The sequence below is a fragment of the Burkholderia anthina genome (genome assembly GCF_001547525.1).
Lineage (GTDB): Bacteria > Pseudomonadota > Gammaproteobacteria > Burkholderiales > Burkholderiaceae > Burkholderia > Burkholderia semiarida.
Genome location: NZ_LNJP01000003.1, coordinates 421,726 through 447,188 on the forward strand (window position 1 = coordinate 421,726; position 25,463 = coordinate 447,188).

Below are 25,463 nucleotides of genomic sequence, written 5' to 3' on the forward strand. Positions count from 1 at the left end.
TTCAAACTATCAGAAAAAAATCGGCAAATAATTCAGGCGGCTCTCGGAACCGCTTTCAGGTATCGATAAACCCATGATGCGGAATACCGATATTTCCGGACGAGATTTTTTTATTCATTGACGGAATTCTTGCGCATTACGATTGGATGAAACTTCCTGTCCATCCGTCGCAAGGAATCGAATCGCATGCAAGCTTTCAGCGGATCGTCTCTGGCCGCGCCGCCCGTCGCCGACCACAAGGAACACGTGATCGACGCGATGCGCGGCTTCGCGGCGCTGCTCGTCGCCTATTTCCACTGCCGCCAGGTCGTCTGGGTCGGCATGCAAAGCTTCCATCACGCTTACGGCCACGCGCTGACCCCGGGCGCGATCGCCGGCTACCTGACCTTTCCGTTCGCGTGGGGCTCCGCCGGCGTACCGATCTTCTTCGTGATCAGCGGCTACTGCATCCACCGCAACGCGGCGCTCAAGCTGGCGGCGAACCCCGCGTACCGGCTCGACGCGCCGAACTTCTGGGTGCGCCGCTTCGCGCGCATCTACCCGGTGCTGCTCGCCGCGCTGCTGTTCACGCTCGCGCTCGACGCGGTCAGCCTGCAGATCGAGCCCGTCAGCCACAAGATCCGCGACGTCGGCGTCGTCGCGTTCCTCGTGAACCTGTTCTCGCTGCAGGGCGTCGCCGGCTATACGTACGGGTCGAACGGCGCGCTGTGGACGCTGTCGCTCGAAGTGCAGTTCTACGCGATCTACCCGCTGCTGTTCGCGCTGCGCCGGCGCATCGGCATGCCGGCCGTCGTGGCCGCGGTCGCGCTCGTCAACGTCGCGTCGGCGTGGCTGCTCGAACGGCACGACCTGCAGTTCTTCACGTCCTACTGGCTGTCCTGGACGATCGGCGCGTGGATCGCCGACGTGCGCGCGCAGCAGTCGCGCGGCACGGCCGTCGTGCCGTCGCGCGCATGGTACGTCGCGGCCGCGGTGCTGCTCGCCGCCGGCTGCGGCGCGTTCCATTTCGGCCAGTACGGCGCGTTCCAGCTATGGTCGGCCGGCTTCGCGTGCTTCCTGTACCGCGCCCTCGCCCGCCCGCCGCGCGCCACGCCGCCGCTGCGCGTGCTGAGCTGGTTCGGCGACTTCAGCTACTCGCTGTATCTCGTCCACCTGCCGCTGTTCGTCTGCCTCGGCTCGGTGCTGTTCCACTCCGAGCTGCAACTGTCGATCTGGCCGTCGTTCGCGTTCATGGCCGTCGCGATTCCGGTGGCGTACCTGTTCTACCGGATGTTCGAACGGCCGGCGATGATGTGGTCGGCCAGCTTCAAGCCGACCCGCGCCGCCCGCGTCGTCGCGTCGACGCCCGAACAGGCGGTCTGACGCCGAGCGGCCGGCCCGTCCGGCTCCGGAGCCCTCGCGCGGCGTCCCGCCGCTCGGGGGCTTTTTCACGGCTGCACGCGGTTGCAGGCCGGTTCGACAAGGGACCGGCAGCCTGCCGCGCGCCGACCGCGCCACGGCCCGCGCAAGCCGCCGATGCGCGGTTTCCTCGGTACGACTGCGACGGTGTCCTGCTCGCGTCACGTTGCCGACGGCCCGCTCCCGTTCCAGATAACGATCGGCCAAGCTCGCGCCGACTCGGACTCGAGCCCGCCAGCCCGCCCCAACCAGGCGCGTCGCCCGCCGAAAAGACGAAGCCCCCGCACGGCACGACGCCGCACGGAGGCTCGTTTCCCGCCGGCGCGCGCCGGCTGCTATTTCTTCGCTTTCGCGGCCCGGGCGGCCTTCGCCGTATCGGCGAGAATCTTCTCGACCCGCTCCACGTAGGTTTCGGTCCCGAACCGCCGCACCGCGGTCGCACGCCCGCTCGCGACGAGCCGCTCGCGCAGCGCGCCGTCGCGCTTGAGCGCCGCCAGCGCATCGGCCAGCGCGGCCGCGTTGCCCGGCTCGCAGAGCAGCCCGTTGTCGCCGTCCTCGATGATCTCGACGACGCCGCCCGCACGCGCCGCGACAACCGGCCGGCGCGCCAGCATCCCCTCGACGATCACCCGCCCGAACGGTTCGGGCGTGATCGACGTATGCGCGACGACGTCGACGGCCGTCATGCACGCGGCCACGTCGCGCTGGAATCCAAGGAAATGCACGCGCGCGTCCATCCCGTGCTGCGCGACGTATTCGTGCAGTTGCGCCGCATAGTCGTCCTCGCCGAACAGCGGCGCGCCGACCAGCACCACGTGCATGTCGGGATGCCGCGCGGCGGCCTCCAGCAGCACGTGCTGCCCCTTCCAGCGCGCGAGCCGGCTGAACGAACCGACCAGCCATGCGTCCGTCGGCAACCCGAGGCGCGCGCGCAGCGCCGCCTGGCTCACGCCTTCCAGCGCATCGAACGGTTCGGCCGAGATGCCGTTGAACACGACGTCGACGTGCTGCGGCGTGAAGCCCGTCAGCGCGCGGAACGCCTGCGCGGATGCATCGGAGTTCGCGATCACGCGCGTGACGCCGAGCCGCGCGCAGTACTTGATCGCCTGCAACTGCTTGCCGCCGAAATGGTCGGCGCTGACGATGTCGCGCAAATGCCAGACCACCGGCTTGCGCGCGAGCCGCCCGGCAAGTGCGGCGACCACCATCGCGCGTTGCGTGTTCGCGTAGATCACCTCGGCGCGGCGCGCGCGCCGGGCGACGTCGCGCACGAGCCGCACGAGCTGCTTCACCGCGCCGAACGACACGCCGCCCTGCTTGCGCACACCCGCGAGCGCGCCTTGGTCGACCACGTCGACGCGTGCGCCGATCTCGTCGAGCGCCGCGCGGAACGGGCCGTCGTCGAACAGCAGCACGTCGGCGTTCGCGCGCATGTGCTTCATGATCTCGAGCAGCGACAGCTCGGCGCCGCCGAGTACGCCGCTCTGATCGAGCACGAGCGTCGCCGGACCGCGCGCGGCCGGCATCGGCGCGGCCGTGCCGCGCCGCGCGGTCGAGCCGGGCAGCGCTTGCTCCACGTAGTCGAGGAAGCGCTGCCGGAACGTATCGGCGGAAAACCGCTCCGCGTTCGCGCGGCACGCGTCGGGCGTGAAGCGCTGCGGCGCGCGCTCGAAATCGTCGACGGCCGCGACGATCGCGTGCGGCGTCTGTTCGTCGAAGAACAGGCCCGTCGGGTTCAGGCTCGACTGCGGGTCGAGCACGGTTTCGAGCGCACCGCCCTTGCCGTACGCGATGACCGGCGTGCCGCACGCCTGCGCCTCGACGACCGAGATCCCGAAATCCTCCTCGGCCGCGAACACGAACGCCTTCGCGCGCCGCATCCGGTCGTGCAGCACCGCGAACGGCTGATAGCCCATGATCTCGACGTTCGGGCCGGCCTTCGCGCGGATTTTCTGCATCTCGGGGCCGTCGCCGATCACGACGAGCTTGCGCTCGGGCGTGCGCGAAAACGCTTCGACGATCAGGTCGATCTTCTTGTACGGCACCATCCGCGACGCGGTCAGGTAGAAGTCCTCCTTCGCCGCGTTCAGCGAGAACGCGTCGACGTCGACCGGCGGGAAGATCACCGCGGCGTCGCGGTGGTAGACCTTTTTGATGCGCCGCGCGATGAACGCGGAATTCGCGACGAAGCCGTCCACCGCGTTCGCGGTGCGCGTATCCCAGTTGCGGATGTAATGGAGAATCATCCGCGCGAGCAGCGATTTCGGCCCGTGCGTGAGATTCGACTGTTCCAGATACTGGTGCTGCAGGTCCCACGCATAGCGGATCGGCGAATGCACGTAGCTGATGTGCACCTGGTCCGGCCCGGTCAGCACGCCCTTCGCGACCGCGTGGCTGCTCGAGATCACGAGGTCGTACTCGGACACGTCGAGCTGCTCGATCGCGAGCGGCATCAGCGGCAGGTAGCTGCGGTACTTGGTGCGCGCGAACGGCAGCTTCTGGATGAACGACGTCGTCACCGGTTTGCCACGCACGAACGCGCGGTCATCGAGGAAATCGACGAGGCTGAACAGGTCCGCGTCGGGAAAGCACGCGACGATCTGTTCGAGCACGCGCTCGGCGCCCGCGTAGGTGACGAGCCAGTCGTGGACGATCGCCACGCGCAGCGCACGCGCCGGCTGCCGCGCGCCGGCCCGTTCGGCCGGCACCGCGCGGTGCAGCGCGGCGGCGTCGCCCGCGTGGGCCACGGCGGCGTCGGCCGTGGCGAGATTCAGGACGGCGTGTTCCGCCAGATCGCGATTCATGCAGTTCTCCTCGCATTGAGACGGACGAACAGGTCGCGCACGAGTGCACGCAATCCCGGCGTCATCGTGAGCGACCACGCAACGTTCAGCACCAGTACGACCGCGCACAGGCCGATCGACTGGACCAGCCCCGGCCACGCTTGCGCCAGTAACAGGCTAGCGAGCAGGAAGGCGAGATGGGCGAGCATGTCGAGCACGATCGCGCGCATCCGGATCGCCGACAGATACAGCAGCACGCCGTAGTCGACGAGCGCGCGCGCCGCGACGACCACCGCCGCGCCGATCAGCCCGAAGTGATGAATGCCGAGCCACAGGCCGCCGACGAAGAACGGCATCTCGACGAGCCCGGCGAATGCCGCGCGGGCCGGGTTGACCTGCGACTGGATCAGGATGCGTGTGACGCTCGCCTGCCCGACGAGCCATACGCTGATCACGAGCACGCGGCCGACCGGCGCCGAATGCGCGGCGAGATCGGCGCCGACCCACAGCGTGAGGAACGGCGCGAGCGCGAAGATCGCGACGATGCCGACCGGCGTGAACACGCCGTTCAGGAATTCGAGCGACTGGCGCGCGAGGGTATCCGCGTGATCGCGGCCGACCGCCGACAGGCGCGGAAACAGCGTGCGCACCAGTGCGTTCGGCAGCATGTTCAGGCGCGTGACGAGGTTCTGCGGCACCGTGTAGTAGGTGACGAACTTCGCGCCCATGCCGGCGCCGAGCATCACGCGGTCGAGCGTGTCGGCGATCATGCTGGTCGTGCTCGCGATCAGCATCCAGCCGCCGAAGTTGAACAGCCCCTTCGCGGTACCCCACTGCGGCGGATCGATGCGGCGGATGCCGAGCACCTTGATGCTGGCCTGACCGAGCATCACCGCCGCGATCAGCCGCGCGACGACGGCCGCGGCGAGCACCGTCTGCAGGTTCGGCGCGATCCACCACGCGGCGGCGAGCGGCAGCAGCTGGAACAGGAACGTGCCGATCGTCTGGTTCGTGTTGAACACGCCGAACCGTTCGGCGCCGTTGATCGCGCCGGCGAACACCCACGACACGTTCGCGAGCGGAATCGCGAGCGCGAGCCACGGCAGCGCGAGATACACCTCGTGCTGCATCGCGGCCGACACCTTCGTGAAATACGCGGTGTAGACGAACGCACCGAAATAGATCAGCAGCCCGCCCGCGATGCCGGTGCCGAGGTTCAGCCAGAACGCGCTCCAGAACACGCGCGCGCTTTCGTCGGCGTCGCCGCTCGCGAGCGCCTTCGAGATGTGGTTCTGCGCGGCCATGCTCATCCCGAGATCGAGGATCCCGAAATAGCCGATCAGCGTCCACACGAGGCTGACGACGCCGTAGCGTTCGACGCCGAGCGCGTGGATGTACGCGGGCACGGTCACCAGCGACACGAAGGTCGGCAGGATCAGCCCGATGAAGTTGATCGAAACGTTCTTGAGTATGCCTTTGTCCATGCTTAAGCCTTGAGTGACGTCGACGACGGCGCGCCGCCCGTCACGGTTTCCAGCGATACATCAGCACCTTGCCGCGCGCGTCTTCCTCGACGAACACGAGGTATTCGCCGTTCTCGCGCCGGAACGCGCTGATGCCGAACGGCACGTCGACCCAGCCGGAGGCCTTGCCGACCTCGGCGCCCGGGCTCATCACGCCCACTTCCTTGCCGGTTTCCTTGTCGTACACGTGGATCTTGCCGACCGGCTCCACCGTGAAGATGTAGCGGCCTTCGACCGTGATCCCGATCAGGTCGAGGATCGGCTTCGCATCGAGTTGCCATGGCAGCGCGACCTGGTAGCGCACCACCGGCGAGCCGCTCGACCACTTGTCGAAGCGCACCAGCACGCGGCCGACTTCCTTGTTGATGCCCGGCTGCGGCGGCGCGTCGGCCGTGTAGCCGGTCACGTACAGTGTGTCCGTCTGCGCGTCGTAGATCGACCGGCGCAGTTGCGTGAACGGCTGCGGCATCGGGTAGGTCGTGACCTTGTCGTACGAATAGATCGGGTTGCCGGCCTTGTCGACGCCGCCGTACCGGAAGCGGTGGATGCCGCGCACGTCGCTCGTGCGCCAGATGTCGCCCTTCGTGTCGACCCACCAGCCCCAGCCGCCCGCCTTCGCCTTGCCCGTCGTGTTGAGCTCGGACTCGTCGGCATCGATCCGGCCGTTGCCGTTCGCGTCGCGCCACAGCCAGTCGCCGCCCGGCGGCTTGTTCGGCACCTTGTCGACCGGCCGCGCGCGGCCTGCGATCAGGCCGGACGGAATCGCGACCTCGCCGTCGCGCTTCGCGTCGAAGCGGTAGATCTTCAGGTGATCGGCGTACATGTCGGTCAGGTACAGGAACGTGCGGCCGTCGACGCGCCGCGCGATCGGCATGCCCGGATACTGGTCGGTGTGGAACACGGGGTCGTCCGGATACTTGAAGCGGTTCGACAGGAAGCCGACGTATTTCCAGTCCTGGCCCGGCGGCTTCGACAGGTCGAGCTCGAAGCGCTTGTTGCCCGTGTACACGCTGTTCGGCCGCGCGGGGTCGAGCCACGCGCCGTCGACGAACAGCAGCCCCTGCACCTGCCAGCGCAGCTTGCCGTCCGGCGTGTAGCTTTCCAGCACCGCGCCGAGCCCCGCGCCGATCGTGTCGTGGCGCGGCCCGATCCCGTTCATCGACACATAGACGTTGCCCGCGCGGTCGACACCGACGCCCGTCAGCCCATTGAAGCGCTGCGGCCCCGGGCGCCCCGGCACCGGCCCCGCGAAGATGCCGCCGCGCTCGCCGAGCGAGCCCGACTGCGCGTAGCCGTTCGCGCCTTTCGAGAAGATCAGGATCTGCTGGCGCGGCCCGTTGTCCGCGACCAGCACGCGCCCTTTCGCATCGACCGCCACGTCCACCGCGTCGGTGCCTGCCGGCAGCGCCGGCGCGTCGTCGAGCTTGCGGCCGTCGGCCCGCACGTGCACGAGATGCGCGGGCCCGCCGAGCGTATCGGTCAGCAGCCACAGCGTGCCGTCGCCCGCTAGCGCGATGCGGCCCGGCTCGTGCGCGCTCCACGTGCCCTTCCGCTGCATCGTCTCCGCGTCGTACACGTCCACCGCGTCACGCGACGGATTGGTCGCGAACAGCGTGTTGTCGTCGGCCGCGAGGCCGCCCACTTCCGCCTTCGCGTCGCCCACTTCCGAGCGTGCGGGCGCCGGCACCTCGTTCATCATCATGAAGCTGGCGGCCATTCGCGCGCGGCCGGCGTCGGCGCGGCCGCCCGGCGCGACCGGCGGCGCCGCGCGAAACGGCGCGGGCTGCTTCATGTCGCCGATCGTGCGCCGCGAGATGCCGAACCATTGCTTGCCCTTGTCCGGCCAGATGCCGGGCGACTGCAGGTGGCCGCGCTCGTTGCCGACGCCGATCGCGACATACGCATACTTGCCGTTCACCGCGATCGCGTTGCCGCCGAGATTGCCCCAGCCGTGGGTGCCGCCGGCGAAGCCGAGCATCTTCCCGTCCTGGTAGACGCTCGCCTCGGCGCCGCTCTCGTCCCACGGCGCATTCGTATACACCTTGCCGTCGGGCGTCACCGCGATCGCGCGGATGTCGATCTGCGTCCAGCTGCCGTCGCCATAGCCGAACGTGTTGCCGATCCACGAGGTCGTCGCGGGCAACACCGTTTCGGCCTGCACGGCGCTCGTCAGCAGCGCCGCGCATACCGTCACGCCAACCAGAATCAGACGTCGCAATGCGCTTCTCCAGACTCGATGCAACAGCGACCGGCGCAGCCGCGGATGGCCGGCGGCTGCGCGCTGTCGCTAAATGGGTTTCAAACGTCGCGATGCAGGTTACAAGCAAAAATAATCACAAGAAATTTGGAAATATTTGGGGATGTTTCCGCCAGAAATATCGAACCGGAACGGGCAGTCAATCAGGCCCGGAAACGGCAATAACGACCGCCTTTCCCGCGCCGCCACGTAGAAAATTCCGCTCCGCGCCACGTCTGGCGGCCGCCCGGTGCAAATCTTTCGTGTCGCGACCGTAATAATCGGCATTCGGGTATTTGCCGTCAGATAAATGGCGCGCGTTTTTTTACCGATTTCTTTTCCCTAGAATCGTTTTCGATTCCCTATTTCATTTAAAGGCATGCAATACGTACACGCATCGGATGCGGGTCGTGAAGGAGCCGCGCGATGACGGCCCTGTCGCGCCCCGCCGACCTCGCCCCGCCGCAACACGGCCGCATCGTGCAGCTCGACGGGCTGCGCGCGATCGCCGTGGGCGCCGTGTTCCTGCAGCACGCGCTGAAGGCGCCGCTGTGGATGGGCGTCGATCTGTTCTTCGTGCTGAGCGGGTTGCTGATCACCGGCATCCTGCTCGATCGCAAGGCGCGCGGGCAGTCGTACTTCAGCCACTTCTACGCGCGCCGCGTGCGCCGCATCCTGCCGCCGTACGTGCTGCTGCTGGCGGTGTCGACGCTGCTGTTCGGCGCGAGCTGGCTGCCGCACTGGCCGTGGTTCGCGTTCTTCTCGACCAATATCGGGCTGTCGCTCGGCAGCATCGGCCATGACAGCCTGAACGTGCTGTGGTCGCTCGCGGTCGAGGAGCAGTTCTACATCTTCTGGCCGTTCGTCGTGCTGTGGTGCTCGGAGCGCGCGCTGCCGTGGGTCGCCGCCGCGCTGATCGTCGCGGCGCCGGTGCTGCGCGCGATCGCGACGCCGTGGTTCGATTCGTTCTGGCCGATCTACTACCTGACGCCGTTCCGGATGGACCTGCTCGCGGCCGGCGCGTTGCTCGCGATCGTGCTGCGCCGCGACCGGCGCGCGCTGGAGCCGTTCTATCCGCTCGCGATCGTCGGCGCGCTCGTGTCGCTCGCGATCCTCGGCTGGCTGCACCTGTCGTTCCCGCGCTTTCGCGCCGCGAACACGCCGCTGTCGAACGCGGCGCTCTACAGCATCTCGCTGCTGCTGTGCACGTCGATCGTCGTGATCGCGCTGCGCGGGCGCGGCCTCGTGCAACGCGTGCTGACGAACCCGATGCTCGTCTACGTCGGCACCGTCAGCTACACCGTCTACCTGATCCACCTGAGCGTGCTGTACGCGCTGTGGCCGCTGCACCTGAACCGTTTCGTCACGGCCGCGCTGGCGCTTGCGATCACGCTCGCGTACGCGACGCTGAGCTGGTACGGCTTCGAACGGCGCCTGACGCGCGGGCCCGCGCGCCGCGCGCTGCCGGCCGCCGCCGGCACGACCGCCTGAATCTCATCATCCATCGCTTCTACCAGGACAACGCCATGAGCCAAACGCGTAAAAAGGCCATCATCACCGGAATTTCGGGGCAAGACGGTGCGTACCTGACCAAACTGCTGCTCGACAAGGGCTACGAAGTTACCGGCACCTATCGCCGCACCAGCTCGGTGAATTTCTGGCGCATCGCCGAGCTCGGCGTCGACACGCACCCGAACCTGACGCTCGTCGAACACGACCTGACCGACGCGGGCTCGAGCCTGCGCCTGCTCGAACGCACGCAGCCGGACGAGCTCTACAACCTGGCCGCGCAGAGCTTCGTCGGCGTGTCGTTCGACCAGCCGGCGACGACCGCCGAAGTGACCGGCATCGGCCCGCTGAACCTGCTCGAGGCGATTCGCGTCGTGAGCCCGAAGACCCGCTATTACCAGGCGTCGACGTCCGAGATGTTCGGCAAGGTGCAGGCGATCCCGCAAACGGAAACCACTGCGTTCTATCCGCGCAGCCCCTACGGCGTGGCGAAGCTGTACGCGCACTGGATGACCGTGAACTACCGCGAGTCGTACGGCCTGTTCGGCAGCAGCGGGATCCTGTTCAACCACGAATCGCCGCTGCGCGGCCGCGAATTCGTCACGCGCAAGATCACCGACACGGTCGCGAAGATCCGGCTCGGCAAGGCGACCCGGCTCGAGCTCGGCAATCTCGACGCGAAACGCGACTGGGGCTTCGCGCTCGAATACGTCGAAGGCATGTGGCGGATGCTGCAGGCCGACGAGCCCGACACCTACGTGCTGGCGACCAACCGCACCGAAACCGTGCGCGACTTCGTGCGGATGGCGTTCGCGGCGGCCGGCTACCAGCTCGAATGGACCGGCAAGGGCGAGCAGGAGCGCGGCCTCGACGCATCGACCGGCAACGTGCTCGTCGAAGTGAACCCGAAGTTCTACCGCCCCGCGGAAGTCGACCTGCTGATCGGCTGCGCGGACAAGGCAAAAAGCAAACTCGGCTGGGAACCGAAGACGACGCTCGAACAACTTTGCCAGATGATGGTCGAAGCGGATTTGACGCGGAATCAACACCATGACACGTTCTGAGGCCGGGCGTCCGTCGCGCCGTGCGTTCGTCACGGGCCTGACGGGCTTCACCGGCCGCTACATGGTCGAACGCCTGCAGGCGGCCGGCTACGAGGTCTGGGGCACGGTCGCGCCCGGCACGCCCGGCCCCGCCGACCCGGCGTTCGCGCAGTGCACGCTGCTGCCCGTCGACCTGCTCGACGCGCAGGCCATGCGCGCGGCCGCGGCCGACGCACGGCCCGACGCGGTCGTGCATCTGGCCGCGCGCGCGCATGTCGCGCAGGACGAGCCGTCGCAAACCTACGCGGTCAACATCGTCGGCACGCGCAACCTGCTGGCCGCGCTCGCCGGCCTCGACCGCCGCCCGTCGGCGGTGCTGCTCGCAAGCAGCGCGAACGTCTACGGCAACTCGACGGCCGGCGTGCTCGACGAAACCGTCGCGCCGGCCCCGGCGAACGACTACGCGGTCAGCAAGCTCGCAATGGAATATGCGGCGAAGTTGTGGGCCGACCGGCTGCCGATCGTGATCGCGCGGCCGTTCAACTACACGGGTATCGGCCAGAGCGATGCGTATCTGCTGCCGAAGCTCGTCGCGCACTTTGCGGGCAACGCGCCGCGGATCTCGCTCGGCAATCTCGACGTGAGCCGCGATTTCTCCGACGTGCGCGACGTGACGGCCGCCTATCTGAAGCTGATCGAAGCCGTGCCGGCCGGCGAGACGTTCAACGTCTGTTCGGAGCGCGCGTATTCGCTGAAGGAAGTGCTGGCGATGCTGTCGCGCATCGCCGGCTACGTCATCGACGTGACGATCGATCCGCGCTTCGTGCGGCACAACGAAGTGAAGCGCCTGAGCGGGTCGCGCGACAAGCTGCGGCGCGCGGTGGGCGAACTGCCGATCACGCCGCTCGACGAAACGCTGCGCTGGATGGTGGACGCGATGCGTGCAGCACCGCCCGGGCACGCCGCGGGCTGAACGTCGGCAAAACACGCACGACGGCATGCGCCGAAACGACAACGGGCCGCTCTCTCGAGCGGCCCGTTTCATTGATGCCGGGCAAAAACCGGCCGTATCGCTCAGCCGTCCAGGCCGCGCGCGAGATCGTCGCGAATGTCGCCCGCGTGCTCGAGCCCGACCGCGAGGCGAATCAGCCCTTCGGTGATCCCCGCCGCCGCACGCGCTTCCGGCGTGATGCGGCCGTGCGTCGTGGTGGCCGGATGCGTGATCGTCGTGCGCGTATCGCCGAGGTTGCCGGTGATCGACACCAGCTTCGTGTTGTCGATCACCCGCCACGCGTTCGCGCGCTGCTGCTCCGGCGTGTCGCCCTTCAGCTCGAACGACACGATTGCACCGCCCGCCTTCTGCTGGCGCTTCGCGAGTTCATGCTGCGGATGCGATTCGAGGCCCGGGTAGAACACGCGCGCGACCGCCGGATGCGAGTCGAGCCAGCGCGCGATCTCCAGCGCGTTCGCCGATTGCTTCTCGACACGCAGCGACAGCGTCTCCATCCCCTTCAGCAGCACCCATGCGTTGAACGCCGACAGCGTCGGGCCCGCGCTGCGCACGAACGGGAACACCTTGCCCATGATGAATTCCTTCGAGCCGACCAGCGCGCCGCCGAGCACGCGGCCCTGCCCGTCGAGGAATTTCGTCGCCGAATGCATCACGACGTCCGCACCGAGCTTCAGCGGCTGCTGCAGCACCGGGCTGCAGAAACAGTTGTCGACGACGAACAGCGCGTTCGCGGCCGTCGCGATCTTGCCGATCGCCTCGATGTCGGCGAGTTCGGTCAGCGGGTTCGACGGCGTCTCGAGGAAGAACATCTTCGTTTCCGGCCGCACGGCTTCCTGCCATGCGTTCAGGTCGGTCGGGTCGACGAAGGTCGTCGTGATCCCGAACTTGCTGAAGATCTGCGAGAACATCCCGAGCGTCGAGCCGAACAGGCTGCGCGAGCTGACGAGGTGGTCGCCCGCCTGCAGCGCGGACATCACGACCGACATGATCGCGGCCATGCCCGACGCCGTCGCGATGCACGCCTCGCCGCCCTCGAGCGCCGCGAGACGCTCCTGGAACATGGTGACGGTCGGGTTCGTGAAGCGCGAATAGGTGAAATAGTCTTCCGAATTCGCGAAGCGCTCGGCCGCGTCGGCCGCGCTCGAGAAGCAGAAGCTCGACGTGAGGAACAGCGCTTCCGAATGCTCGTTGAAGTCGCTGCGCAGCGTGCCCGCGCGCACGGCAAGCGTGTCGAAGTTGAGGGAGTCGTCCATGTTCCGTTTTCCGTATTCGATGGCCGCGCCGACGGTCATGCACGAGGCGCGGACCCGGTCAAAACCGAGGCCAAAAACAAAAAGCCCGCTATGCGTCGGCATCAGCGGGCTTCGGTGCGGTACGACAGCGATCGACTCGGGCCGGCTGCCGCCGGCCTTCGCTTTAGCTGTTTTGGGAAGTTGCCCCGCGTCCGCAAGCTGATATCAAATCGACGCAAGGCCACATCCTATCACGCCTCGATCCAAGCGCGCGCCGGCGTGAGTTACTCGACCGACAGTTGCAGGTTCATCTGCGAGCGCTCGGTATCGCTGGCCGTATCGCGATCGGCCTGCGACGCCGGCGTGAGACGCGCGCGCTCGATCGCATCGAGGTACTCGGGCGTCACGGCGCCGGTGATGTAGTTGCCGTCGAAGCACGACGCCTCGAAGCGCTCGAGCTTCGGGTTGATGTCGCGCACCGCGCGGCGCAGATCGTCGACGTCCTGATAGATCAGGTGATCGGCGCCGATGATCTTCGCGACTTCTTCGTCGGTGCGGCCGTGCGCGACGAGCTCGCCACGCGTCGGCATGTCGATGCCGTACACATTCGGGAATTTCACGGGCGGCGCAGCCGACGCGAAGATCACCGACTTCGCGCCCGCATCGCGCGCCATCTGCACGATTTCGTGCGAGGTCGTGCCGCGCACGATCGAATCGTCGACGATCAGCACGTGCTTGTCCTTGAACTCAATGCTCATCGCGTTGAGCTTCTGGCGCACCGACTTCTTGCGCACGGCTTGCCCCGGCATGATGAACGTGCGGCCGACGTAGCGGTTCTTGAAGAAGCCTTCGCGGTACTCGACGCCGAGCTTCGCGGCGACCTGCATCGCGGCCGGGCGCGACGAATCGGGAATCGGCATCACGACGTCGATCGGCACGTTCGGCAGTTCGCGCTTGATCTTCTCGGCGAGATAGTCGCCCATGCGCAGGCGCACGTTGTACACCGGCACGCCGTCGAGGCACGAATCCGGACGGGCCAGATACACGTATTCGAACATGCACGGATTCAGCGTCGGGTTCTCCGCGCACTGCTGGCTGTGGAAGTTGCCGGCCTTGTCGATGAAGACCGCTTCGCCCGGCTCCAGGTCGCGCACGAATTCGAAACCGATGCCTTCGACCGCCACCGACTCCGATGCGACCATCCATTCGGTGCCGTGCTCGGTTTCGAGCTTGCCGATGCACAGCGGGCGGATGCCGAACGGGTCGCGGAACGCGAGCAGGCCGTAGCCGGCGATCAGCGACACGATCGCGTACGAACCCTGCAGGCGGCGATGCACGCCCGAGACCGCCTTGAACACCGACGCCGGATCGAGCTCGAGGCCGGTGGTCGACAGTTGCAGCTCGTGCGCGAACACGTTGAGCAGCACTTCGCTGTCGGAGTTGGTGTTGATGTGCCGGCGGTCGATCCGGAACATCTCGTCCTTCAGCTGCATCCAGTTCGTCAGGTTGCCGTTGTGCGCTAGGATGATCCCGAACGGCGCGTTCACGTAGAACGGCTGCGCCTCGGCCTCGCTCGACGCCGAGCCGGCCGTCGGGTAGCGTACCTGGCCGATGCCGTAGGTGCCGGGCAGGCTGCGCATGTTGCGCGTGCGGAACACGTCGCGCACCATGCCGTTCGCCTTGTACATGTGGAAATTGCTGCCGTCCGCCGTCGCGATGCCCGCCGCGTCCTGACCGCGATGCTGCAGCAGCAGCAGGCTGTCATAGATCAGCTGATTGACAGGGGATTGGGAGATAACGCCTACGATGCCGCACATGGCATGTCCTTCAAGATGACAAAATCGGTTCCGTCCTGCCCGGCCGCGCCGTCACACGCGTACGTACTGGGCCATGCCGTCGGGCAGGAGCTGCTTCAGCTCGTGCACGCCCTGTTCGGCAAAAGGACGCAATAGCGCATTGCGCCAGAAATCCTGTTTGGGCAGTTCGGTCAGCCCGGCCGCCGCGACCAGCAGCACTACCAGCACACAGCCGCGGACGAGCCCGAACATCATGCCCAGCGAGCGGTCGACGCCGCCCAGGCCGCTCGCCTGCGCGATCCGCGACAGCAGCGCGTTCGCCACGCCGGCGACCAGCACGACGCCGATCACGAGCAACGCGAAGGCGATCACCCACTGCGTCAGCGCGCCGCCCGGCCAGTTCGCCGGAATGTACGGCACGACCAGCCCGACGTAGCGGCCCGCGATCACGACCGCCGCGATCCAGCCGATCAGCCCGAAAATCTCGGACACGAAGCCGCGCCACGCGCCGCGCAGCGCCGATAACGCGATCACCGCCAATACAGCGTAGTCGAAAGCCGTCAGCATCGCACGTTACTGCGTCAGTCCGGCTTCGCGCACCTTCGCGATCGCGGCGGATGCCGCCGCACGATCCGCGAACGGGCCGGCACGCAGCAGTGTAGCCGTGCTGCCGTCGGCCTGCTTGCTGTGCTCGACATATGCGGGCACGCCCGCCGATTTCAACTTGGTGGCCCACGAACGGGCGGTCGCGGCGTCCTTGAACGAACCGAGCTGCACCGCGAAGCGCGCACCGGCCGGCGACGCCGGCGACGATGCGTCGCCGCCGTCCGGGCTCGCGGCGCCGGCATTCGCGACGGTTGCGGGCGCAGGCTTCGGCGCGGCCGGTTTCGCCGCCGGAGCGGCCGGCTTCGGCGCGGGCTTCGGCGGCGTCACGCTCGCGGTGGTGGTCGTATCGGGTTTCGCGGCCGGCTTGGCGGCATCCTTCGGCGCGGGCGCCGGTGCGGCCGCCACGGCCGCGTCGGATGCGGGCGGCTCGTCGTGCGCGACGCCCGCCTGCACGTCGGACACGTCGTCGTCGCGCGGCGCGACCGCCTGGTGCGCGGGCCGGTTCGGGATGTCGATCGCGATGTCGTCGGTGACCGGCTTCGGGTGCGAGTCGAGCACCATCGGGAGCACGATCACGGCGGCCACGACGAGCGCGATCGCGCCGACGAGGCGACGGCGCGCGCGTTGCTTTTCAGGAAGGGTCGGATCGAGGAGCAGTGCGTCCGATTCCGGACGCTCGGTGCGGCGCGTGCGGCGCTCGACGCGTTCAGTGCGCTCCGTGCGCACGTTCCGGGAGGCCCCGGTGCGACCGCCGCGCCGCGGGGGCGCGTCGTCGTCTTTCTTGCCGAACGAGAAAATTCCCATGAATGGCTGAGTCCGAAACTGCCCGTCAGTCAGTGTTGCTGCGATTTACGGTAGGCCAGCACGCCGGCAACCGTATGGAAACTGCCGAAAACCACGATTCTATCATTCTCGGATGCTCTTTTTAGTGCATCGCGAAACGCTTCCGCGGGCGACGCGTAACGCGTCACGCTCGAATCGGGCCCCTCCTCCACGCCGGCCTTGCGCAGCGCGGCTTCGAGCTGCTCCGCGGAGGCCGCGCGCGGCAGCGGCAGGTCGGTCACGCACCAGTGGTCGATCTCGCCCTTCAGGTGCTGCAGCACGCCGTCGATGTCCTTGTCGTGCATCGCGCCGAACACCGCGTACGTGTACGGGAAGAAGCCCATGTTGCCGAGGTTCTGCTCGAGCACGGCCGACGCATGCGGGTTGTGCGCGACGTCGAGCACGATCGCCGGCTTGCCGGGCAGCACCTGGAAGCGCCCCGGCAGCTCGACGTTCGCGAGCCCGAGCCGGATGTCCTGCGCGGACACCGGCAGCACCGGGCGCAGCGCCTCGAGCGCGGCGAGCGCGGCCGACGCGTTGATCAGCTGGTTCGCGCCGCGCAGCGCCGGATACGCGAGCGCCGGATAGCGCTTGTCGCGGCCGAGGTAGCTCCATTGCTGGCGCTCGGCCCCTGCCTGCGCCTCGTAGCGGAAATCGCGGCCGACGAGCCACAGGTCGGCGCCGATCGCTTCGGCGTGGTCGACGAGCGTCTGCGGCGCGGCCGGATCGCCGCAGATCGCCGGCTTGCCCGCGCGGAAGATCCCCGCCTTCTCGAACGCGATCTTCTCGCGCGTGTCGCCGAGGTATTCGGTGTGATCGATGTCGATGCTCGTGACGATCGCGCAATCGGTGTCGATGATGTTCACCGCATCGAGCCGGCCGCCGAGGCCGACTTCGAGGATCACCGCGTCGAGCCCGCGCGAGGCGAACAGATGCAGGATCGCGAGCGTCGTGAATTCGAAATACGTGAGCGACACGGGCTCGGCCAGCGACGTGCGCGCGGCTTCGACGGCCTCGAAGTGCGGCAGCAGTTCGTCGTCGGTCACGTTCTGCCCGTTCACGCGCGCGCGCTCGTTGAATGCGAGCAGGTGCGGCGACGTGTGGCAGCCGACCTTGTAACCCGCGCGCACGAGAATCGTCTCGAGGAACGCGCAGGTCGAGCCCTTGCCGTTCGTGCCGCCGACGGTGATCACCGGGCACGCGAATTCGAGCTGCAGCGCCGCCTTGACCTGCCCGATGCGGGTCAGGCCCATGTCGATGCCGACCGGGTGCGCGCGTTCGAGATGCGAAAGCCACGCGTCGAGAGTGGGAAATGTGCTCATCGGATCAAATCTGGATCGGTACCGCCACTACGCCAAAAAGCAAAGCGCGCCGCCTGAGAAGCCAGGCGACGCGCGGAGTCACGACGTTGCGCCGGTCAGGCCAGCGCGTCGGCCGGCTGTCGCTGCAGCAGCGCGAGCAACTGCGCGATCTCGTCGCGCATCTTGCGACGGTCGACGATCATGTCGATCGCGCCCGTCTTCAGCAGGAATTCGGCGCGCTGGAAGCCTTCCGGCAGCTTCTCGCGGACCGTCTGCTCGATCACGCGCGGGCCGGCGAAGCCGATCAGCGCCTTCGGCTCCGCGATCACGACGTCGCCGAGGAACGCGAAGCTCGCCGACACGCCGCCCATCGTCGGGTCGGTCAGCACCGAAATGAACGGCAGCTTCGCTTCGGCCAGCTTGGTCAGCATCGCGGTGGTCTTTGCCATCTGCATCAGCGACAGCAGGCTTTCCTGCATCCGTGCGCCGCCCGATGCCGTGAAGCAGATGAACGGCACGTGCTGCTCCAGCGCATTCTGCGCACCGCGCGCGAAGCGCTCGCCGACGACCGAACCCATCGAGCCGCCCATGAACGAGAATTCGAAGCACGCTGCCACGACCGGCAGCGTGTGGATCGCGCCGCCCATCACGACCATCGCGTCGGTTTCGCCGGTTTCGTCCATCGCTTCCTTCAGACGATCGGGGTACTTGCGGCTGTCCTTGAACTTCAGCGAGTCGACCGGCACGACTTCCTGGCCGATCTCGTAGCGGCCTTCCGGATCGAGCAGCCCGTCGAGGCGCTCGCGCGCGCCGATGCGCATGTGGTGATCGCACTTCGGGCACACGTGCAGGTTCGCGTCCACGTCGTTGCGATAGAGAACGGCCTCGCAGGACGGGCACTTGACCCACAGGCCTTCCGGAATGCCCTTGCGGCTTTTCGGGTCGGTCTGCTTGATCTTCGGCGGCAACAGTTTGTCGAGCCAGCTCATCGTATGGTTTCCTGTTCCGTGGCGGGGCGGGCCGACGCGGCCCGTTCCCGCTTCCTGTGTTGTGTTTATCGCGCCGTGTTGCCGGCACCGTCCAGGGCGGCGCGCAGCTCGGCGATGAACGTCTTCAGCGCGGCGGCGGCACCTTCCGGCGCGGCGCTCTCGAGCAGTTGCACGAGGCGGCTGCCGATCACGACGGCGTCCGACACTTCGGCCACCGCACGCGCCGTTTCGGCGTCGCGGATACCGAAGCCGACACCCACCGGAACCGGCACGCGCGACTTGATGGCCGGGATTTTACCTGCAATGCTCGAAACATCCAGATTTCCCGCGCCGGTCACGCCCTTGAGCGACACGTAATACACGTAGCCGCTCGCGATCTTGCCGACGTCGGCGATGCGTTCGTCGGTCGACGTCGGCGCGAGCAGGAAGATCGGATCGATCTGCGCGGCCCGCATCTTTTCGGCGAACACGCCCGCCTCTTCCGGCGGATAGTCGACCACCAGCACGCCGTCGACGCCGGCCGCGTGCGCTTCGGCCGCGAACGCGTCGACACCCATCCGTTCGATCGGGTTCGCATAGCCCATCAGCACGACGGGGGTGTTGGGGTCGGTTTCGCGAAAACGCTTCACGTCGGCGAGCACGCTCTTCAACGTGACGCCGCGCGCGAGCGCGCGCTCCGACGAGCGCTGGATCACGGGGCCGTCGGCCATCGGGTCCGAGAACGGCACGCCGAGCTCGATCACGTCCGCGCCGCCGGCGGCGAGCGCGTGCATGAATTCGACGGTTTTCGCTGGGTCCGGGTCGCCGGCCGTGATGAACGGGATCAGGCCCTTACGGCCTTGTTCGGCGAGTGCGGCGAAGGTCTGCTGAATACGGGACATGGCAATTTTCCTCAGTGCATTCGGCGGCGGCGCGATTCACGCGCACGCCGGCGCGGCGAGCGCGCTCACGCGCTCGTGCGCGATCGCACAATAGCTTTCGTTGATCTCGTAGCCGACGAAGTCGCGCCCCTGCCGTGCGCAGGCCACCGCGGTCGTGCCGCTGCCCATGAACGGATCGAGCACGCGGCCGCCCGGCGGGCAGCTTGCGAGCACCATCCGCTCGATGATTTCCAGCGGCTTCTGGGTCGGATGATCGACGCGCTCCGCGTGCTGCCGGTGCAGGCGCGAGACCGACCAGACGTCCTTCGGGTTGTAGCCCATCTCCAGCCACTTGCTGCCTTCGAACAGCTTGCGCGAGCGGGCCTTCTTCGTGTCGGCGTCGTACGGGATGCGGACCGGATCGAGATCGAAGTAATACGCTTTGGAAACCGCGAAAAAGCCGATGTTGTCGTGCACCGACGTGAAACGGCGCGTCGTGCCGCCCATGCTCGGCACGCGCCGGTCCCAGATGATCTCGTTGACCATCGTGAGTTGCGTCTTCAGGAAACTGAAGATTTCCGGCGCGTACTGCCACGTGCAGAAGATGTACATCGACCCGCTCGGCTTCAGTTTCGGAATCGCGAGTTCGAGCCACTCGCGCGTCCACGCGAGGAAATCGTCGCCCGAACGCTTGTCCGAATCGTTGCCGTAGTCCTTGCCGAGCCCGTACGGCGGATCGGCGACGATCAGGTCGATCGACGCATCCGGCAAGTGCGCGGCATCGGTCAGGAAATCGCGGTTGTGCAGTTCGATACCGGGCGGCAGCGCGCGCGGCACGGCGGCCGGCTGAACCGCCTCCGCCTCGCTCGCGGCGCCGCCGCCCGGCTCTTCGATCAGGTCACGCATCGTTCGGGGTCAGAGCGCGATGCCCGATCGCTCGGCGACCGTGTGCATGTCCTTGTCGCCGCGGCCCGACAGGTTGACGAGCAGGATCTTGTCCTTCGGCAACGTCGGCGCGAGCTTCACGCCATACGCGATCGCGTGGCTCGACTCGAGCGCGGGAATGATTCCCTCGATCCGGCAGCAGTCGTGGAACGCCTTCAACGCTTCCGCGTCGGTGATCGGCACGTACTGCGCGCGGCCGCTGTCCTTCAGCCATGCGTGCTCGGGGCCGACGCCCGGATAGTCGAGGCCCGCCGACACCGAATGCGTCTCGATGATCTGGCCGTTGTCGTCCTGCAGCAGGTACGTGCGATTGCCGTGCAGCACGCCCGGGCTGCCGGCGATCAGCGACGCCGCGTGATGGCCCGTGTCGAGGCCGTCGCCGGCCGCTTCGACGCCGATCAGCTGCACCGACGTATCGTCGATGTACGGATAGAAAATGCCCATCGCGTTCGACCCGCCGCCGACGCAGGCGATCACCGCGTCGGGCTGCCGGCCCGCGAGCTCGGGCATCTGCACCTTGCACTCGTCGCCGATCACGCGCTGGAAGTCGCGCACCATCATCGGGTACGGGTGCGGGCCCGCGACCGTGCCGATGATGTAGAACGTGCTTTCGATGTTCGTGACCCAGTCGCGCATCGCTTCGTTCAGCGCGTCCTTCAGCGTGCGCGAACCCGATTCGACCGGCACGACCGTCGCGCCCAGCAGCTTCATCCGGTACACGTTCGCGGCCTGCCGGCGCACGTCCTCGGCGCCCATGTAGACGACGCACTCCATCCCGAAGCGCGCGCAGATGGTCGCGGTCGCGACGCCGTGCTGGCCGGCGCCCGTTTCCGCGATCACGCGCTTCTTGCCCATGCGCTTCGCGAGCAGCGCCTGGCCGATCACGTTGTTGATCTTGTGCGCGCCCGTGTGGTTCAGGTCTTCACGCTTCAGGTAGATCTGCGCGCCGCCGAGCGTCTCGCTCCAGCGCTGCGCGTGGTAGATCGGCGACGGACGGCCGACGAAATGCTTCAGCTCGCGCTCGAATTCGGCGACGAAATCGGGATCGTTCTGGAACTTTTCATACGCCGCGCGCAGTTCGTCCAGCGCGTGAATCAGCGTCTCGGCGACGAACACGCCGCCATACGGGCCGAAATGGCCACGATCATCAGGAAGGTTGTACATGGTGTCTCTCTCGATCGGTCGGTGCGCCCCGCCCGCGGGGCCGCACCGGCTTGCATCACCCGGCGTCCGCTTCGCGCACCGCGCGTACGAACGCCGCCATCCGGGCGTGATCCTTCACGCCCTTCGCGCCCTCCACTTCGATGCCACTGGAGACATCGACAGCAAACGGACGCAGCTGGCGGATCGCATCACCGACGTTTTGCGCGTTCAAGCCACCACTCAAAACGGCCCGACGCGCGAGCTCTGCGGGAATAAGAGACCAATCGAAGACCTTGCCGCTACCGCCGTAATCCGGCACCAGGGTGTCGAACAGGAGGCCGCGCGCTTTCGAATAATGAAGAGCCGATTCTACCAAATCGGCACGCTGCGTCGAGGGGCCGACGCGCACCGCGCGCAACCACGGCAGGCGCGCCGCGCGGCCGAGCGCGTCGCACTGCTCGGGCGTCTCGTCGCCATGGAACTGCAGCACCGTGAGCGGCACGTCGCGCACGACGGCTTCGATCTCGGCCTCGGTCGCATTCACGAACAGCCCGACCACCGAGACGAACGGCGGCGCCAGGCTCGCCAGCTCGGCCGCCTGCGCGATCGTCACCGCGCGCGGGCTCTTCGGATAGAACACGAGGCCGATCGCATCGGCGCCGAGGGCCGCCGCGTGCAGCACGTCCTCGGGCCGCGACAGTCCGCACAGCTTGATGCGCGTGCGCGGCGGCACGCCCGCCGCCGCGGCGGAACTCGAAGGGGACACGGCGTGATCCGTCATGATTGTGGGTCCAGATCGGCCCAGACGCTGCTCCACGGCACGCTGCCGAGCTGCGCGGGCGGGACGGCGAATTCCGCCGGGTAGCCGACGTGGGCGAGGTACAGCCCGTCGGCCATGAACGTGGGTGCGGCGAGGTTGCGGTCGCGCCCGGCCAGCACGTCGGCGAGCCAGTCGGCCGGATAGCGGCCGCGCCCGACCGCGACGAGGCAGCCCATCAGGTTGCGCACCATGTGATGCAGGAACGCGTTCGCGCGAAAGCGGAAATGAATGAAATGCCCCGCGCGCCGCACGTCGATCTGATACAGGTGTTTGACCGGCGTCTTCGACTGGCATTCCGACGACCGGAACGACGAAAAATCATGCTCGCCGATCAGGTGCGCGGCGGCGGCGCGCATCGCGTCGTCGTCGAGCGGCGTGTGGATCCAGCCCGCGCGCCCGGCCAGCATCGGCGAACGCACGGGATGCACGTACAGCGCGTAGTAATAGGTGCGCTCGAACGCCGAGAAGCGCGCATGGAACGTGTCCGGCATCGGCTTCGCCCATTGCACCGACACGGTCGGCGGCAGGAACGCGTTGGTGCCGCGCACCCACGAGAACACCTCGCGCTCGAGATCCGTGTCGAAATGCACGACCTGCCCGAGCCCGTGCACGCCGGTATCGGTGCGCCCGGCCACCGTCGTGTGCAGCGGCACCCGCGCGAACTCGGCCAGCGCATGCTCGAGCCGGTCCTGCACGGTCTTGCCGTGCGGCTGTGCCTGCCAGCCGCAGAACGCCGCGCCGTCGTACTGGATGCCCAGCGCGATCCGCATCACGCCTCGTCTGCCAGTTTCGCGAGCAGCGCGCGTGCATCGTCGCGCGTCGCGGCGTCGTTCGCGTCGACCACTTCCTGCAGCAGCGTCCGCGCGCCGGCCAGATCGCCCAGCTCGACGTATTCGGCCGCGAGGTCGAGCTTGTTGCGCGCGATGCGCGCGAGCTCGTCCGCGGTGAGCGCGGGCAGCGCGGCGCCCGGCGTGGACGGCAGGTCGAGATCGAAATCGAGCTTCAGCGCGCCGAACTGCGCGCCGCCCAGCGGCGGCAGCGATGTCGCCGCAGGCGGGCCGCCCGCTTGGCCGGCGGGCGTCGCCGCGTCCGGATCCCAGTCGAACTCGTCGTCCTGGTCGACCGGATGTTCCGCTGTCGTTTCACCCGAACCCATTGGCGGGTGCTGGGCGGATTGACCGTTAGTTGCGATTTTGTCGGTGTCGGACTGCGTTGCCCGCGTGGCAAGGGCCTCCGGCGTCAACGACGGCTCGTCCGCCGCCCGCGGCGGCAACGGCATGTCGAGACTGTTGAGCGCGCTGATCGCGTTCTGCATCAGCGTCGCGTGCTGCGCTTCGGTCGTCGAAGGGGCGACGGATGCGGCGGTCGGCTCGGCCTGCTTGTCGGCGCCAGTGGTTTTTTCCGCCGGTTCTGCGTCGGGCGGAGCCTCAGCCGGAACCGGAGTCGCGTCGTTCGCGGGCGACACGGCAGCGTCGGCAGCCGGCAATTCGGGCGACTCGTCGCGCGGTGCCGCCACTTCAGGCGCAGTCGATGTGTCCGCTGCGGGCGGCTCGACCGTCTCCGCCGCCGCGGCAGTGGCCGCGGCGAGATTCATGTCGGACGCCGCATCGCGTGCGACCGGCATTTCGGGCGTGATCGGCAGTTCACGTTCGACGGACGGCGCGGCTCCCGCAGCCGCAGCCGCGGCGCCGCCTGCTGCGGCTGGGGTCGTATCGGCACCCGCGTGGTCCGCGCGGCGCCCCCTCCGGCGCTTGCGCCATACGAAGCCGGCCGCGAGCACGATCACGGCTGCACCGGCCGCGGCGGCCGGGCGCCAGTCCATCTGTTCGGTACGACGTGCCGGTGTCGCGACGGGCGCGATCGGTTGCACGGAAGCCGATGCCGGTTGCGGCGCGCTGGCTGCCACACCCGACGCGGCTTCGTCCACCGTCGATGCGGCGGCCGACGCACTCGCGTCATTCGCGGCCGGACGCGGCGCGGCGGGCGCCGGAGCCGGCGCAGGCGCGACGCCGGTCGTCGTCGCCGGTTTGCCGATGCCGTGCTTCTGCAACTCCATCAGCACGCGATTCTTCAACGCCAGCAATTGCTGCAAGCTCGACGGCCGGGGCTGCGACGCTCCCACGGCAGGCGCCGCGCCGGCCGGTTCGCGCACGCCGGAAACCGGGCTGCCCGGCACCGCCTGCCCCGCCGCCTCGCTCGCGGACGACGGCGCCGACTGGATCGCCCCGCTCCACACATGCGGGCCGCTGGCACCGCCCGTGGGCGCCGCCGGCTGCGTGCTGTCGACACCCGACGCGCCCTGTGCGGCCGCCGCCCCGGTCGAAGCCGAAGCACCGGTCGAAGCCGAAGCACCGATCGAAGCCGCCGCCCCCGCCGCCGCTGCGGCACTGGCACCGCTCACCGGAGCCGCATGCACGGCCGACGCCACCGGCGCGGATTGCACCGCCGAGCCAGGATGCGGCGCGGATGCGCCGTGCTGCGCGATCGCCGCCCCACCCGATGCGGCGGCGGGCGCGGAAGCGGCCGTCGCACCGGAGGCAGCGGACGCGCCGGCCGGCACGAGCGCCGCGCCGGTGGCGTCGAGCGCCGGCACGGTCAGCGTCGCGCCGACTTTCAGCCGGCTCGCGTCGCGCTTCATGAACGCCTGCGGATTGGCGTCGAACAGCGCACGGGCGGCACGCGCGAGCACGGCCGGGTCGTGCGATTGCGTGGCCGCTTTCGCGATGTCGTTCAGGGACTGGCCCGGCTGGACCGTCACGGTAAGCGGTGCGGCGGCGCCGGCGGCGGACGCCGGCAGTTCGCCGGTGCCGACTGCCCACGCCGATGCGGCTGCGCCGAGCGCCAGGATCGTCAGCGCCCCACGCACGGCGCGCGACAGACGGGACTGACGCGGAAACAAGGAAATTCGGGACATCGTTGGCTCTATCGCCGCGCGCGGGCGCGGCTCGGATTCGCGGTTGGAAGCGTCAATAAAGTTGCTGCAGAAATGCAAAAGCGTCGCGCGAAACGCGACGCTTTCGGCGGGTCTGTGCGTCGTAACCGCGTAGTTTACTTCACGCGCTCCAGTTCCGGCCGAATTCGTCGCCGGCCGGCGCGCGCGTCGGGCGGGCCCGCCTGCCGCAGCCCATCCATTCGATCGACCAGAACGACCCCACGCGCGCAGTCGACAACCGTCTCGCAACAGCATCGCCCCCTGCTCGAATGACGCGGCCTTTCGGTGCTCACTGCGCGTCCGCCGCAGGATCACGGCGACAGCATCGCAAACGCTCCCTCAATGACCCGCCCCGCCAGCCGTTAAAGAATTAACCGCCGGAAATCCAAATAATTCCATCCGGCGATCAACCCGAACCAACAACCTTCATTTCGTCGATAAGAAGGCAGTTCACCCCTCTTATCGACGAAATGAAAACCCACATCACCAAAGCCTCGCCTCATAAGGCTTTCA

19 protein-coding genes are annotated in these 25,463 nt (G+C 67.9%); 4 read left to right on the top strand and 15 right to left on the bottom strand.

Annotated features, from left to right (window positions below):
- Positions 1-186 precede the first annotated feature (186 nt).
- Positions 187-1,362, top strand: coding sequence for an acyltransferase family protein (locus WS64_RS22245; protein ID WP_060967731.1), 1,176 nt, complete (start codon positions 187-189; stop codon positions 1,360-1,362).
- Positions 1,363-1,733: 371 nt separating this feature from the next.
- On the opposite strand, the gene WS64_RS22250 is transcribed toward WS64_RS22245, so the two are convergent.
- Genes WS64_RS22250 through WS64_RS22260 form a run of 3 tightly spaced genes read right to left on the bottom strand, consistent with a single transcriptional unit; the run spans position 1,734 to position 7,922 of the window.
- The gene (locus tag WS64_RS22250) at positions 1,734-4,202 is read right to left on the bottom strand and encodes a glycosyltransferase family 4 protein (protein WP_060967732.1); all 2,469 of its coding nucleotides are present in this window, start codon (positions 4,200-4,202) and stop codon (positions 1,734-1,736) included.
- The gene (locus WS64_RS22255) at positions 4,199-5,665 is read right to left on the bottom strand and encodes a flippase (RefSeq protein ID WP_060967733.1); all 1,467 of its coding nucleotides are present in this window, start codon (positions 5,663-5,665) and stop codon (positions 4,199-4,201) included. Before WS64_RS22255 ends, WS64_RS22250 begins: the two co-directional genes overlap by 4 nt.
- A gap of 40 nt (positions 5,666-5,705) precedes the next feature.
- Positions 5,706-7,922: an NHL repeat-containing protein gene (locus WS64_RS22260; protein WP_155720464.1), complete on the bottom strand. Its 2,217-nt coding sequence runs from the start codon at positions 7,920-7,922 to the stop codon at positions 5,706-5,708.
- Between the two features lie 444 nt (positions 7,923-8,366).
- Here WS64_RS22260 and WS64_RS22265 point away from each other — a divergent pair, with 444 nt between their 5' ends.
- Genes WS64_RS22265 through WS64_RS22275 form a run of 3 tightly spaced genes read left to right on the top strand, consistent with a single transcriptional unit; the run spans position 8,367 to position 11,465 of the window.
- Positions 8,367-9,431, top strand: coding sequence for an acyltransferase family protein (locus WS64_RS22265; RefSeq protein ID WP_059582731.1), 1,065 nt, complete (start codon positions 8,367-8,369; stop codon positions 9,429-9,431).
- A 35-nt stretch (positions 9,432-9,466) separates the two neighbouring features.
- Positions 9,467-10,513, top strand: a complete 1,047-nt coding sequence (gmd, locus tag WS64_RS22270) for a GDP-mannose 4,6-dehydratase (RefSeq protein WP_059639179.1) — start codon at positions 9,467-9,469, stop codon at positions 10,511-10,513.
- Positions 10,500-11,465 (top strand): NAD-dependent epimerase/dehydratase family protein, encoded by a 966-nt coding sequence (locus WS64_RS22275; RefSeq protein WP_060967735.1) that lies wholly within the window; start codon positions 10,500-10,502, stop codon positions 11,463-11,465. The genes gmd and WS64_RS22275 overlap by 14 nt, the downstream gene beginning before the upstream one ends.
- Before the next feature lie 101 nt (positions 11,466-11,566).
- On the opposite strand, the gene WS64_RS22280 is transcribed toward WS64_RS22275, so the two are convergent.
- The 12 genes from WS64_RS22280 to WS64_RS22335 form a co-directional block, all read right to left on the bottom strand.
- Positions 11,567-12,757: an O-succinylhomoserine sulfhydrylase gene (locus WS64_RS22280; protein ID WP_060968549.1), complete on the bottom strand. Its 1,191-nt coding sequence runs from the start codon at positions 12,755-12,757 to the stop codon at positions 11,567-11,569.
- 263 nt (positions 12,758-13,020) lie between these two features.
- A complete protein-coding gene (purF, locus tag WS64_RS22285; RefSeq protein ID WP_059582739.1) occupies positions 13,021-14,553 on the bottom strand; it encodes an amidophosphoribosyltransferase in 1,533 nt (510 codons plus the stop codon).
- 51 nt (positions 14,554-14,604) lie between these two features.
- Positions 14,605-15,099, bottom strand: a complete 495-nt coding sequence (locus tag WS64_RS22290; RefSeq protein WP_059582742.1) for a CvpA family protein — start codon at positions 15,097-15,099, stop codon at positions 14,605-14,607.
- Positions 15,100-15,105: 6 nt separating this feature from the next.
- Positions 15,106-15,942, bottom strand: coding sequence for an SPOR domain-containing protein (locus WS64_RS22295; protein WP_060311224.1), 837 nt, complete (start codon positions 15,940-15,942; stop codon positions 15,106-15,108).
- Between the two features lie 29 nt (positions 15,943-15,971).
- Positions 15,972-17,282 carry a bifunctional tetrahydrofolate synthase/dihydrofolate synthase gene (gene folC / locus WS64_RS22300; protein ID WP_060311225.1) on the bottom strand — a complete coding sequence of 437 codons (1,311 nt, stop codon included), beginning with the start codon at positions 17,280-17,282 and terminating at the stop codon, positions 15,972-15,974.
- A gap of 95 nt (positions 17,283-17,377) precedes the next feature.
- Complete coding sequence (accD, locus tag WS64_RS22305; RefSeq protein ID WP_040139428.1) at positions 17,378-18,250, bottom strand: acetyl-CoA carboxylase, carboxyltransferase subunit beta; 873 nt, start codon at positions 18,248-18,250, stop codon at positions 17,378-17,380.
- Between the two features lie 65 nt (positions 18,251-18,315).
- Positions 18,316-19,131, bottom strand: a complete 816-nt coding sequence (gene trpA, locus WS64_RS22310) for a tryptophan synthase subunit alpha (RefSeq protein WP_059639175.1) — start codon at positions 19,129-19,131, stop codon at positions 18,316-18,318.
- A gap of 36 nt (positions 19,132-19,167) precedes the next feature.
- Complete coding sequence (locus WS64_RS22315) at positions 19,168-20,016, bottom strand: DNA-methyltransferase (RefSeq protein WP_059582750.1); 849 nt, start codon at positions 20,014-20,016, stop codon at positions 19,168-19,170.
- 9 nt (positions 20,017-20,025) lie between these two features.
- A complete protein-coding gene (trpB, locus tag WS64_RS22320; protein ID WP_059582753.1) occupies positions 20,026-21,219 on the bottom strand; it encodes a tryptophan synthase subunit beta in 1,194 nt (397 codons plus the stop codon).
- Between the two features lie 55 nt (positions 21,220-21,274).
- Positions 21,275-21,979: a phosphoribosylanthranilate isomerase gene (locus WS64_RS22325; RefSeq protein ID WP_059582757.1), complete on the bottom strand. Its 705-nt coding sequence runs from the start codon at positions 21,977-21,979 to the stop codon at positions 21,275-21,277.
- Positions 21,976-22,788 carry a tRNA pseudouridine(38-40) synthase TruA gene (gene truA, locus WS64_RS22330; RefSeq protein ID WP_059582759.1) on the bottom strand — a complete coding sequence of 271 codons (813 nt, stop codon included), beginning with the start codon at positions 22,786-22,788 and terminating at the stop codon, positions 21,976-21,978. The genes WS64_RS22325 and truA overlap by 4 nt, the downstream gene beginning before the upstream one ends.
- Positions 22,788-24,932, bottom strand: a complete 2,145-nt coding sequence (locus WS64_RS22335) for a FimV/HubP family polar landmark protein (RefSeq protein ID WP_060967736.1) — start codon at positions 24,930-24,932, stop codon at positions 22,788-22,790. The genes truA and WS64_RS22335 overlap by 1 nt, the downstream gene beginning before the upstream one ends.
- Between the last annotated feature and the right edge of the window lie 531 nt (positions 24,933-25,463).